Annotated in this window: 11 protein-coding genes; 7 read left to right on the forward strand and 4 right to left on the reverse strand. The window is 71.4% G+C overall.

Annotated elements, in window-relative coordinates; translation table 11 throughout:
- Positions 1–196 precede the first annotated feature (196 nt).
- The 6 genes from IF11_RS0124795 (at position 197) to IF11_RS0124820 (ending at position 7,410) form a co-directional block, all read left to right on the forward strand.
- A complete protein-coding gene (locus IF11_RS0124795; RefSeq protein WP_051746182.1) occupies positions 197–1,738 on the forward strand; it encodes a hypothetical protein in 1,542 nt (513 codons plus the stop codon).
- Between the two features lie 169 nt (positions 1,739–1,907).
- Entirely contained in the window at positions 1,908–3,974 is a 2,067-nt protein-coding gene (locus tag IF11_RS0124800; protein WP_030353936.1) for a heavy metal translocating P-type ATPase, read from the forward strand.
- The gene (locus tag IF11_RS0124805) at positions 3,971–4,375 is read left to right on the forward strand and encodes a hypothetical protein (protein WP_030353937.1); all 405 of its coding nucleotides are present in this window, start codon (positions 3,971–3,973) and stop codon (positions 4,373–4,375) included. Before IF11_RS0124800 ends, IF11_RS0124805 begins: the two co-directional genes overlap by 4 nt.
- Positions 4,376–4,804: 429 nt before the next feature.
- Positions 4,805–5,227 (forward strand): hypothetical protein, encoded by a 423-nt coding sequence (locus tag IF11_RS0124810; RefSeq protein WP_157848445.1) that lies wholly within the window; start codon positions 4,805–4,807, stop codon positions 5,225–5,227.
- A 98-nt stretch (positions 5,228–5,325) separates the two neighbouring features.
- Entirely contained in the window at positions 5,326–6,015 is a 690-nt protein-coding gene (locus IF11_RS0124815; RefSeq protein ID WP_240627655.1) for a DUF1775 domain-containing protein, read from the forward strand.
- Positions 6,016–6,300: 285 nt separating this feature from the next.
- Positions 6,301–7,410, forward strand: a complete 1,110-nt coding sequence (locus tag IF11_RS0124820; RefSeq protein ID WP_030353940.1) for a glycoside hydrolase family 19 protein — start codon at positions 6,301–6,303, stop codon at positions 7,408–7,410.
- A gap of 124 nt (positions 7,411–7,534) precedes the next feature.
- Here IF11_RS0124820 and IF11_RS0124825 read toward each other — a convergent pair whose 3' ends face one another.
- The 3 genes from IF11_RS0124825 to IF11_RS0124835 form a co-directional block, all read right to left on the reverse strand.
- Positions 7,535–8,323 carry a COG4705 family protein gene (locus IF11_RS0124825; RefSeq protein WP_240627654.1) on the reverse strand — a complete coding sequence of 263 codons (789 nt, stop codon included), beginning with the start codon at positions 8,321–8,323 and terminating at the stop codon, positions 7,535–7,537.
- 145 nt (positions 8,324–8,468) lie between these two features.
- Positions 8,469–10,061, reverse strand: coding sequence for an SMI1/KNR4 family protein (locus IF11_RS0124830; protein WP_240627653.1), 1,593 nt, complete (start codon positions 10,059–10,061; stop codon positions 8,469–8,471).
- Positions 10,062–10,219: 158 nt separating this feature from the next.
- Positions 10,220–10,966 (reverse strand): NADPH-dependent F420 reductase, encoded by a 747-nt coding sequence (locus IF11_RS0124835; protein WP_030353943.1) that lies wholly within the window; start codon positions 10,964–10,966, stop codon positions 10,220–10,222.
- Positions 10,967–11,133: 167 nt separating this feature from the next.
- Between IF11_RS0124835 and IF11_RS0124840 the strand changes: the two genes are divergently transcribed.
- Complete coding sequence (locus IF11_RS0124840) at positions 11,134–11,751, forward strand: TetR family transcriptional regulator (RefSeq protein WP_030353944.1); 618 nt, start codon at positions 11,134–11,136, stop codon at positions 11,749–11,751.
- Between the two features lie 13 nt (positions 11,752–11,764).
- Here IF11_RS0124840 and IF11_RS0124845 read toward each other — a convergent pair whose 3' ends face one another.
- Entirely contained in the window at positions 11,765–12,802 is a 1,038-nt protein-coding gene (locus IF11_RS0124845; RefSeq protein WP_030353945.1) for an alcohol dehydrogenase catalytic domain-containing protein, read from the reverse strand.
- Positions 12,803–12,816 lie beyond the last annotated feature (14 nt).

A 12,816-nucleotide genomic window follows, 5' to 3' on the forward strand; every position in this document is an offset into this window, starting at 1 on the left:
CGCGGTTGGCCCCTAGAATTCGGTGACGGGCGCGTTGTCGCGCCCGATCGGAATGGGGGGCGCGATGTCTTGGGATCAGCAGGGCGGGGACAGAGGGAACGCCGGGCCCGGAGGGTTCGGCGGGACCGGAAGCGGAGCCGGGGGATTCGGTGGGCCCGGAAGCGGAGGCGGGGGGTTCGGCGGAGCCGGGGGATTCGTGGTGCCCCCGCCGCCCGCCCAGCCGCCGGCCGCACCGCCTCCGCCGCCCGGGCCCGCGGACCCGGCGCGGGCCGTCGCGGTGGCCCTGCTCAACCTCACCGGCCTCGGGCTCGGTTACGCCCTGATGCGTCGCCGGCTCGCGATGGCCGTGTGCCTGATCGTGACCGTCGTCCTGCTGGTGATCGCCCTGCCCGCCGAGCCGGACGGCGTCTCCGGTGGCGTACTCACCGCGTACCTTGTCTTCCTCGCCCTCGCCGCAGGTCACGGCGCGGTCCGCGGGCTGCGTACCCCGCTGGCCTGGCCGCCGCGGTCACCCGTCGCCGTCCTGCTCGGTCTCGTACTCCTCGCCGCGCCGGTCGGCGGAGTCGTCCTCTACGACGGGGCGCGCGAGGAGGCCACGCAGCAGATGCTCCTCGACCGCCTCGACCAGGCCGACCGGCTCGTACGGACCGCCACGAGCAAGCCGTTCACGACGGCCGAGCCGGACTACACCAAGGCGCTGGGCGTCTACCGCGACCTGAGCAGGGACCACGCGGACTCCCGGGCCGCCAAGCGCGTTCCCGACCGGCTGAACACGTACTACAAGACGGTCGGCGCTCCGTACGACGAGCGGAAGTACTGCGAGGCGATCGCGCCGCTGAACTATCTGCGGTCGGTGCCGGACACCATGGGCGAGAAGGAGCTCGGTGCGCTGGTCGGCTGGCCCGACGACCGGCTCGCCACCTCGCTCTACGAGTGCGGGCTGCCCGGTCTCGGCAGCGCGACGGGCGGCGCGGAGACCGGCGGTCATCTCTATGAGCTGCTGACCACCTTCCCCCACTCCGCGCAGGCAGCGCGGGTCGAACCGGCCGTCAGTTCCGCGATCGACAAGGTCGCCAAGGACCTCAAGGGCGGCGAGCCGTGCGCCGCCAACGAGACGATGCGCAACCTCGCCGAGCAGGCGAAGGCCCTGCCGGGCGACGCGGCGGGCCTGTCCGCCGCCCTGGACGAGGACGCGGGGAAGGCGCGGAAGCACGTCCAGTCCGGTACGTACGCGTGCGGCGTCGACCAGTACAAGGACGGCAAGTTCGACGAGGCGCAGGACACGATGAACGACTTCACCGGCACGTACAAGAACGACAAGAACCGGGCGCGCGCCAAGAAGATCGCTATAGCCGCGGAGATAGCCCAGGACGAGCCCGCCGCGGGTAAGCGTCTGCCCACGATGGCCTCAGGCGGCGGCATCACCGTCACCATCAGCAACGACAGCCCCGAAGCGGTCGAGATCCTCTACACGGGCCCGGTCACCGGCAGCGTCAAACTCAAGGCGTGCGACGGGTGCAAGAGGTACCAGAGCTCCGTGGCGGCGTCGGCCGGCGCCTGTCAGGGCGGCAAGAACTACCCCAGCAAGACGATCAGCCTGCCCGCCGGCACGACCTACTTCCTGCACAAGTCCACGGGCGGTTCCGCCTCGACCGGTACGGACACGACCAAGATCGAACCGGGCTACACGTACACGGAGTGCGCGTACGTGGTCGAGGGCCTCGGCACAGGCTTCTAGGGCCTTCAGGACTTCCAGGGTTTCCAGGAGGTACGGGGAAGTCCCGCCCGCCCCCGGTGGGCGGGACTTCGCGGTCCTGACCTCTCAGCAATAAATGAAGAGGTGTTCATTCGTTCCTGTATGATGGACGGGTCGCTCGGTGCCGTCCGCCGTGGAGGAACCCACCCACATGTCTTTCACCCTCAACGATCGCCCGGCCCGGGTGACAGCCACGCGAGAGGCCGCCGCTCCCCGGCGTCGTACGCGCGTGTTCGCGCTGCCCGAGGCCCGCTGGGCCGCCGCGGCGCTGGTCCTCTTCCTGATCGCGCTGCCCCTGCAACTGACCGGCGCCCCGGCGTGGGCCTGGGGACCGCTCTACGCGCTCGCCTATGTGACCGGCGGATGGGAGCCCGCCTGGGCGGGGCTCCAGGCGCTGCGGGAGAAGACCCTCGATGTCGATCTGCTGATGATCGTCGCGGCGATCGGCGCGGCCTCGATCGGCCAGGTGATGGACGGCGCGCTGCTGATCGTCATCTTCGCCACGTCCGGCGCGCTGGAGGCCCTGGCCACCGCCCGCACCGCGGACTCCGTGCGCGGCCTGCTCGATCTCGCGCCCACGACCGCGACCCGGCTGCTGGACGACGGCGGGGAGGAGACCGTCGCCACGGAGGACCTCATGGTCGGCGACACCATCCTGATCCGCCCCGGCGAGCGGGTCGGCGCCGACGGCCGCGTACTGGACGGCGCCAGTGAGGTGGACCAGGCGACCATCACCGGTGAACCGCTGCCCGTGCCCAAGGAGTCCGGGGACGAGATGTTCGCCGGGACCCTCAACGGCACCGGCTCGCTGCGGGTGAAGGTCGAGCGCGACGCGTCCGACTCGGTGATCGCCCGCATCGTGGCGATGGTCCAGGAAGCCTCCGAGACCAAGGCGCCGACCCAGTTGTTCATCGAGAAGGTCGAGCAGCGGTACTCCGTCGGTATCGTCCTCGCCACCCTCGCGGTCTTCGGCGTTCCGCTGGCCTTCGGCGCGAGCCTGACCGACGCGCTCCTGCGGGCGATGACCTTCATGATCGTGGCGTCTCCATGCGCCGTGGTGCTGGCCACGATGCCACCGCTGCTGTCCGCCATCGCCAACGCGGGACGCCATGGCGTTCTGGTCAAGTCCGCCGTGGTCATGGAACGGCTCGGCCAGATCGACGCCGTCGCCCTGGACAAGACGGGCACGCTCACCGAAGGCACCCCGCGTGTCACCGACGTCCGTCCCTTGACCGGTGCCGGACCGACCGGACTGACCGGACTGACCGGACCGACGGGACTGACCGGACTGACCGGACTGACCGGGGCGACTGAACCGGCCGGACTGACCGAGGACGGTGTGCTGAGCCTGGCGGCGGCCGCCGAGCATCCCAGCGAACACCCGCTCGCCCGCGCGATCGTCGCCGCCGCCCGTGAACGGGGCCTTGTCCTCCCGGACGTACGGGACTTCTCCTCCGCCCCCGGCGTCGGGGTCACCGCCGTCGTCGACGGCCGTACGGTCGCCGTCGGCGCGCCCGCGCGTCTCCTCGCGGACGCCGCCGAACCGGCCGTGGCCATGGCCGTGGGCGAGTTGGAGGACGGTGGCCGCACCGCGGTCCTCGTCCAGTGTGACGGGGTTCCCGTCGGGGTGCTGGGCATCGCGGACCGGCTGCGCCCCGACGCCGCCGCCACCGTCGCCGCCCTCACCACCCTGACCGGCACCGCCCCCGCGCTGCTGACCGGTGACAACCCGCGAGCCGCCGCCCGCCTCGCCGCGGAGGCCGGGATCACCGATGTCCGCGCCGGGCTGCTCCCGCAGGACAAGGTCGCGGCCGTACGGGAGCGGGAGGCGGCCGGCCGTAAGGTGCTGGTGGTCGGCGACGGTGTCAACGACGCCCCCGCGCTGGCGGCCGCCCACACCGGACTCGCCATGGGCCGGGCGGGCTCCGATCTCGCCCTGGAGACCGCCGACGCCGTCATCGTCCGCGATGAACTGGCCACCGTGCCGGCTGTCGTAGCGCTCTCCCGCGCCGCCCGCCGGCTGGTGGTGCAGAACCTCGTCATCGCCGGGGTGTTCATCTCCGGCCTGGTGATCTGGGACCTCGTCGGCCATCTGCCGCTGCCGCTCGGTGTCCTGGGGCATGAGGGCTCGACCGTTATCGTGGGCCTCAACGGTCTGCGTCTGCTTCGCGACGCGGCCTGGCGCCGCGCCGCCACATCCGCCGGGGAGGACCGATGAGCCGCCGTAGCCGCGAGGCCGCCACCCCGCCGGGGGCGGCCCGTCCCACGGTGACCGTCTGCCGGGGCTGCTGCTGCGGCACCCCCAAAGTCCCGCGCCTGGACCACGCCGCTCAACTGACCGATCTGCGCGCGTCGTTGGCGAATGTGGCCTCCGTACGGCGTACCGACTGCCTGGACGCCTGCGAACACGCCAATGTCGTCGTCATCCAGCCCTCGGCCGAGGGACGCCGGGCCGGTGGCCGCCCGGTCTGGCTCGGCCTGGTCAACGACCCCGACGCCGCCGCGGACATCACCGCGTGGGTGAAGGACGGCGGCCCCGGACTGGCCGACCCGCCCGAGATCCTCGATCTCTACACCTTCGCCCCTTCCCGCCGCGTCCGGCGGGAGTTTGAGGACTGACCGTACGCTCACCTCATCGGCGGTCCCGATTCCGGGGCATACCGGAACTCCGCTCCGAGGGCCGGTGGCAATGCCCCATGATGGGGCCGCCATGTCGTGGACGAGCGATTCCCGCACCGCGCACCGGGTCAGCCCCAGGTCCTGCCGGCTGACCGGTGTGCCGGTGGCGGCTGCCCGCGCCGCGGTGTTCGCCACGACCAGTACGGCACTCGCGGTGACCGGACACCATGTGGCTTCGGAACATTCCGTGCCCTGGCCGAGTGTGTGGGCCGCGCTTGGGGTGCTCTTCGTCCTGACGGTGCCCGCCGTCCGCGGGCCGAGGCCCTGTCTGACACATAGCGCCGTCCGCCCGGAGGGCGGGGCTCGCGGCGTCTGGTGCACTACGTTCGCTGCGCTCTCTTCGTCTCGGCGCCTTGATTCCTCCTTCGGATGCCGAGCGGCGATCGCAAGGCGGAGGGTCTCCCCAGTACTGGACGGCTCTCGCGGGCGGAGAGCCACCCCGCCGCGGATCCGCACGGGATGTCGGACCATGGCGTACCGCGCGACGGGCACGAGGCGTGGCATGCGGGCCACCACGGTGTGTCGATGACGGCGGCGCATATCGCGGCGGCCCTGCTGGTGGCGTGGTGTCTGCAACGGGCCGATGCCGCGTGCCGGTCCGTCGGAGAGCACCTCGGCGGTGTGCTCGCCGAGTTGTTCGTACGGCTGGTCCCGGCCGCGCCGTCACCGCCCGCGCCGCGCGTTCTGCGGCCCGTGGGTGCGCGGGCGCAGGCGCCTCCGCGCACCTCGCTGGTGCTGGCGCACGCGGTGGTGCGCCGAGGTCCCCCGCCGAGGTCTCTTTCCTCCCGCTGACCTCGGGGCGCGCTTCGACGTGCCCGTAAGACCTCACCCTCTTGGGAGTTACGCATGTCCCGCACCACCGGCCGCGCACCGTGCGCCGCCTGTCCGCTGTGACCGTCCTCGCCCTGGCGGCCTCGGTCGCCCTCGCCGCTCCGGCGTCCGCGCATGTGGAAGTCGAGGCGGCGGGCGCCAGGGCGCTCGCGGAGAACGTCACCCTGGACTTCACCGCCGAGACGGAGTCCGACAAGGCGGGCATCACCGAGCTGGAGGTGATCCTGCCCGAGGGAATCACCCCGGCCGATGTCCGCTACAAGGAGGGGCCCGCGGGGTGGAAGTTCGCGGTCACGGACCGGGGCTTCACCGTGGGCGGGCCCGCGCTCGCCACCGGCAAGGACGTCGCGTACGCCGTGACCGTACGACAGCTTCCGGACGCCGAGTCCCTGGCCTTCAAGACCCTCCAGAGCTACGGCGACGGCCGCGTCGACCGGTGGATCGAGCTGGAGGAGCCGAAGGAGGGCGAGCACGGCAGCCCGGCGCCCACCCTCGCACTCAAGCCGGCGGCGCCCGGGGCCAAGCCGGTCAGTCCCACTCCGACCGCCGAGACCTCCTCGGCCGCACCGTCCAGCCCGGCGGCGAGCGAACCGGCGGACACGCCGTCGTCTGCCGAGACCACCACGGCCGTCGCGGCGGACGACGGGGCGAGCCCCGTCCTGATCACCGCTCTCGTGGTGGCGGCGGTCGCGCTGATCGGCGGCGGGCTGTGGTGGTTCCGCCGCCGTGGCGGGGCGGACTCGGCCTGACCTGACGTGGCGACGCCGGTCCGCGCCGCGAAGGCCGGCCGCCCGTCCGGCGACACCGAGGTGGTGGGGGCGCGGGCCCGTCGGCGCCCCCACCGAGTCCGCTCTCCACGGGCCGCACGGACCCGTAATTGGTCCATACCAAGCCCTTGACGCGCGCTTCGCTCACACCTTGAATCAAGTAGTGAACTCCCTTGTCAGCTCCCCCACTTGTGTGCGTCTCGCGAAAGGTATGACATGGGCATGAGAATTCACTGGAGACGCGTGGTCGCCCGGCGGCGCGGCTCCATGGTCCGCAGGGCGGCGTACGCGGCCGTCGGTTCCCTCGTCGTGGGTCTGCTGAGCGTGCTCCCCGCGTCTCCCGCCGCCGCGGCCACCGGCCAGATCAGCGGGCTGGCGGGCAAGTGCGTCGATGTGGCCGGCGCTTCGAGTGCCAATGGCACCGCCGTGCAGTTGTACGACTGCAACGGCACCGGCGCCCAGCAGTGGAACGTCAGCTCGGACGGCACCATCCGGGCTCTCGGCAAGTGTCTGGACGTCACCGGCAATTCGACCGCCGACGGGGCCGTGCTCCAGCTGTGGGACTGCACCGGCGGCGCCAATCAGCGGTGGGTCGTGACCGCCGCGCGGGACATCGTCAGCATCGCGGCCGACAAGTGCGTCGATGTCACCGGCAACAACTCGGCCAATGGCACCCGGCTGCAGATCTGGACCTGCACCGGCGCCGCGAACCAGAAGTGGTCGGCTCCGGCCACCGGCGGTGGCGACCCGAGTCCGGGCGGATTCGTGGTCTCCGAGGCCCAGTTCAACCAGATGTTCCCGGGCCGGAACCCCTTCTACACCTACAGCGGTCTGACCGCCGCGCTCAGCGCCTACCCCGCCTTCGCCAAGACCGGCGGTGACACCGTCCAGCGCCAGGAGGCCGCCGCCTTCCTCGCCAACGTCAACCACGAGACCGGCGGCCTGGTCCATGTCGTGGAGCAGAACACCGCCAACTACCCGCATTACTGCGACTGGGGCCAGCCCTACGGCTGCCCGGCGGGCCAGGCCGCGTACTACGGCCGCGGCCCGATCCAGCTCAGCTGGAACTTCAACTACAAGGCGGCCGGTGACGCCCTCGGCATCGACCTGCTCAACAACCCCTGGCTCGTGCAGAACGACGCGGCCGTGGCCTGGAAGACCGCCCTCTGGTACTGGAACACCCAGTCCGGTCCCGGCACCATGACCCCGCACAACGCGATGGTCAACCAGCGCGGCTTCGGCGAGACGATCCGCAGCATCAACGGTTCCCTGGAGTGCGACGGCCGCAACCCCGCCCAGGTCCAGAGCCGGGTCGACGCCTACCAGCGCTTCGTCTCGATCCTCGGCACCACGCCGGGCGCCAACCTCTACTGCTGATCCCGCTGACCAGCGGGACAGGGTCCCGTAACCCGATGAAGACCTCGGGGGCTGTCCGGCCACGGGCCGGGCAGCTCCCGTCGCCGCGTCCGGATCGGGTCACGGAGAGCGGCGGAAGCGGTCTTCAGACCTTCACCATGACGGGTTCCTCCACCGGCACGGCCGCCTTGCGCAGCCGCCGGGTGGTGTGGACGATCAGCGCGGCGAGCACAGCGGCGAGGATGAGGGAGGCGCCCACAGTGCCGTACCCCAGGCCGCCCTTCGCGGTCGGCTTGCTGAAGAAGTCCCCGACCGTCGCGCCGAGAGGACGGGTCAGGATGAACGCCAGCCAGAACAGCAGGGTGTCGGAGATCCCCGTCCGGTACTTCGCCAGCACGATGAGCGCCAGCGCGCCGGTCACCACCAGCGCCCCACCGGAGTAGCCGAGACCAGAGGAGTCGGCCAGGAAGTCCCCGAGCGAGGTGCCCAGCGTGTTGGAGATGAGGATCGCCGTCCAGTAGAGCAGCTCACCCCTGAACGTCGCGACGGCCTGCACATCGAACGAGTAGCCGCTGAGCCGCCACCCCACGAACACCACGGCCAGCAACGAGATCAGCACCAGCGCGCCCTTGGCATAGCCGAGCCCCGCGGTGCGGTTCATGAAGTCCGACATGGTGGTGCCCGCGGTGCTGGTGGACAGGATGACCGTCCAGTACAGCGCGGGGTGGAATGCGCGCACCTTCAGCTGGACGACCAGGCTGACCAGGAACAGCCCGACCAGGATCGCCGAGCTGACGAGATAGCCCACGTTCATGGTCTGCGCCAGCAGATCGCCGGCCGTCTCACCGAGCGTGGTGGCCGCGATCTTCATGATCCAGAAGATGAGGGTCACCTGGGGAAGCTTGTTCATCGTCTTCAGCGAGCTGTGCGTCATAGCGAACGAGTCAACCCAGAACACACTGAAAACAACCTGAACACGGACGGGCCCAAGCGCCCCGTGCTCCCCAACCGTACTGACGTTGGTCGTCGGCGCCGGCGGGACCGGGGCTTCCGTGTGCACGGGATCGCGAAGTGGGGACTCACCCGCCGTCAGTTCCGAGGGTGCCGGTGGTACGGAACGCGTCCGCGGTGTTCAGGCCGAGGCGGGCCGCCCAGGTGAGGGCCTCGTCAAGTGGGGCGTCGTCGTCGGCCAGGCGGGCGGCGGCGAGGGTGAGCGGGGCCTTGCCCTCGTCCAGCAGGACGGTCCACTGCCGCGCGGTGAGGGCCACGTAGCGCAGGTCGCGGAGATCGGCCAGGACGGTCAGGTCGCGGACGTCGGCCCGGGAGAGGTCCAGGCCGCGCAGGTTCGGGACGGTGCGCAGCGGGGCGAGGTCGATGGGGGCGGTGGTCCCCAAGTCCAGGGCGGTGAGGTCGCGGTGGCCTTCGAGCGGGGTCAGGTCACCGCCGTCCAGGGTGACGTGCAGGGACTCGACGGGCAGCGCGCGGACCGGCGCCAGGTCGGCTGTGGCACAGCGGTTGAGGCGCAGCAGTCGCAGGTTCGGGGCGGCGGTGAGCGGGGCGAGATCGACCGGGCCGACGGCGTCATTGATGTGGATGGCCTGAAGGTCGGGCGGGATCGTGGCGGGGATCTCGCCGATGATCCTCCGGGGGCCAAACCCGCGGGCCGGTTCCAGCAGGGAGAGGTAGTCGTCGTCCGTCTCGTAGGCGCCCTGCTCCAGCAGGTCCACGTGGTGGCCGAGCAGCGAGGTGATCGAGTCGGCGACATAGGCCGGGCCCTCGTCGTAGTCGCGGCCGATACGGATGACCTGGCCGGGTCGGCCGTTGCGGGCCGGGGCCAGGTCCACCGCCAGGTAGTTGCCGTCCTCACCGGAGGCGAAGGGCAGCCAGGCCGGGTGCCCACCGCAACGCCGGACCGTGTCGGACGGATCGGCGTCGAAGACGACCGAGTCCCAGGCCAGCTCCCAGCCGTACCAGGGCCGTTCGCGCTGGTCGGCGTGGACGGAGACCAGGTGCTTCAGCGACAGCCAGGCGTTGCCTCCGAGCAGATAGCGGTGCTCAATGCCGAGACCGTCGCCGTCGGCGATCGCGTACAGGGCCCGCAGGTCGGCGGGCAGGGGCCGGCCGACGCGGCGCTCGGCCTCGTCGAGTGCGGCGGCGGACGCGGGCGGCGGCAGCTGCTCCGGCCGCCCCAGGATCGCGGCGCGCCGCTCCATGTACGCGCGGAACCGCGCCACCGCCTGCTCCGGATCCCCTGCCGGGGCGGCCGTGTCCTCCCCCTGCTCAACACCGGGCTGGGGCAGCCGGTACCCGGGGTCCAGGACGGCCTGGAAACCGCCGCCCCGGCCGCGCAGGCTGGTGATGATGTCCGAGAAGGCGACCAGTTCGTACTCTCCGGACGGCCGGCACGCGATCTCCAGGCTGCTGCTCGCCCACCCCCGGATCTCCCGCACCGCCTCCGCCAGCGTGGTCAGCTCCCCGAAGGGGCTGGGCACGAGGTTGTGTCTCCCGGGCGCGCCGGGGACGGTGTAGTCACCGGACACCGAGACGCCGCCCCGGCCCGCCGTGCTGGCCAGCACCGCCCGCGTCCACCCCTCAGGCGCGCTCGCGACGATCTCCTCGGCTATCCGCCGCGCGACCCGCTCCACCATGTCCTGCTCCCGTCCTGTCGACACCGCCGATCATCATCGCAGTGGGGTACGACAGAGCGGATGGACCACACATTCTCGACGGCCGGTGCGCCGCCTGCGGCTGTTGCGGGCCGCCTGCTCACCGGCACCGCCGGCCGACGGGCTCACCGGCTCATCGGCTCACCGGCTCACCAGGACAGGACCTAAGCGAGAGCCGCGCGGGCGCCGCCCGCCGGGCCGCGGACCGCCGTGGCGGTCAGTTCCTGCACGCGGTCGGCGGGGACGGGGACTCCCGGGGTGTCGAAGAACCAGCGTTGCGTCTCTTCCTGGCTCAGTCCTTCGGGCCGAGCCGCCATGTACGGCTGGACGTACACCGGCGTGCCCGGTTCGCTGCGCCAGCTGTCGGCGAGCGTGCCGGTGTCCACCGCGTCGTAGCCGAGGGCGTCCAGCAGCCGCGCCACCCGCGCCTTGGCCTCGGCGTCGTCGCCGGCCAGGGGCAGGGCACTGCGGTCGGGGGCGCCCGAGGGGCGGGCGCTGGTCAACAGGCGTCGGAAGTCGATGTTGTTGAACGCCTTGACCACGTGGGAGTCGGCGAGGTGTCGCTGCACCAAGGCGCTGGAGGTCAGCGTCCCCGCGTCCAGCTCGGCGAACCGGTCGTCGCGTTCGGGGTAGTAGTTCATCGTGTCGATGACGGTCTTGCCCGCCAGAGCCGCCGCGGGGAGCTGCTCGTAGGCGCGCAGCGGTACGGTCGCCACCACCAGATCGCCGGCCCGCGCGGCTTCGGCGGGCGTGGCCGCCCGTGCGTGTTCGCCGAGTTCGCCGACGAGGCCGGCGAGGGCCTCGGGCCCGCTGGAGTTGCTGAGTACGACGTCTAGGCCGGCGGCCACGGCGAGGCGGGCCAGCGCGCTGCCGATCATGCCGCTGCCGATCAGTCCGAGGGTCTGGTTCACGGTGTCATGTCTCCATTTCGGCGGGCGACGGGCTTCACCGCCTCCCCACCCGACCTGAATCAGAGGGGCGACATTGAGAACCCATATCGCTTGTGGAACTCAGTGTCATCGTAGACACCATGACTCACTCCTGCAATCCGGACTCGGAGGAGGGGTAGAATCGCCGGGTGAACGGAGCAGCGCGTACGAATACGAGAGACATCGCACGGGCCGCCGTCCGGGCCGAGTTGGCCCAGGTGGCCTTCGACCTGTTCCGCCGCGAGGGCTTCGACAAGGTCACCGTCAATGACCTGGCGGCGGCCGCCGGAGTGTCCCGCAGCACCTTCCTGCGCTACTTCGGCACCAAAGAGGACGCCGTTCTCGGGGCCGTCGACGCCCAGGGCGAGCAGCTCGCCGACGCGCTACGGGCCCGGCCCGCGGACGAGGACGACTGGACGGCGCTCCGCCGCGCCCTGGACACCGTGGTCGAGCACCACCGTCACGACGCGGCCGGCACACTCGCGATGTCCCGTCTGATCATGGAGACCCCCGCGCTGTGCGCGCGGAGCCAGGAGAAGCAGAACGGCTGGCGCCCCGCCCTCGCCCAGGCGCTGACCGAGCGGGCCGACCACGCGCGGCCCACGGCCCTGGGCCCGTTGGTACGGGCCGCCGCCGCGGTGGACTGCCTGAACATCGCCGTCAACCACTGGACCGCCTCCGGCGGCCGGCTCGACCTCGACGCTCTGCTCGACGAGGCCTTCGCCGCACTCGTACCGCGGGCGCCTTCGGGACGAAGTCCTCGGTGACGACGCGGGCGGTTCAGGGGCGGACGAGCACCTTCAGGGCCTCGCGGTTGTTCATGGCACGGTAGCCGTCGGGCACCTCGTCCAGGCCGATGGTGCGGTCGAAGACGCGGCCCGGTTCGACCGTGCCATCGAGGACGTCGGGCAGCAGTTCGTCTATGTAGGCGCGTACCGGCGCCGGGCCGCCGTTGAGGGTGATGTTGGGGCCGAAGAGGCTGCCGAACCCGATCGGCGCGTCCTCGTACTGCGGCACACCGACGCGGCTGATCACACCACCGGGACGCACCACGCCGACCGCCATCTCGTACGCGCTCATGTATCCGACGGCCTCCAGCACCGTGTGGGTGCCGTCGCCGCCGGTGAGCTCCCGTACCTTCGCGATGCCTTCCTCGCCGCGCTCGGCGACCACGTCGGTGGCGCCGAAGTCGCGTCCGAGGTCGGTACGGTCCTTGTGGCGGCCCATGAGGATGATCCGCTCCGCGCCCAGCCGCTTGGCGGACAGCACGGCCATCAGCCCGACGGCGCCGTCACCGATCACGGTCACCGTGGTACGCGGGTTCACCTTGGCCATCTTCGCCGCGTGGTAGCCGGTGCCGTACACATCGGACAGGGTCAGCAGGGACGGCAGCAGAGCGGAGTCCTCGCCGACGGGCAGCTTCACCAGTGTGCCCTGGGCCTGCGGGACACGGATCGCCTCGGCCTGTCCGCCGCCTATGCCGCCCGCGGCCCAGAACCCGCCGTGGCGGCAGGAGGTGTGCAGGCCCTCGCGGCAGAAGTCACAGGTGTTGTCGGCCCATGCGAAGGGGGCCACGACGAGATCGCCGCGCCTCAGCCCGGAGACGTCGGAGCCGAGTTCCTCGACCACGCCCAGGAACTCGTGGCCCATCGGCGTTCCCTGCTCGGAGGCCGGGATGTTGTGGTACGGGTGCAGATCACTGCCGCAGATACACGCGCGCACGATACGTACGATCGCGTCGGTGGGCTGTCGCAGAACGGGGTCGGGCGCGTTCTCCACGCGTACATCGCCGGGACCGTACATGAATGTGGCTCGCATGAGGCACCTTCCCT

Source organism: Streptomyces scopuliridis RB72 (genome assembly GCF_000718095.1).
Classification (GTDB): domain Bacteria; phylum Actinomycetota; class Actinomycetes; order Streptomycetales; family Streptomycetaceae; genus Streptomyces; species Streptomyces scopuliridis.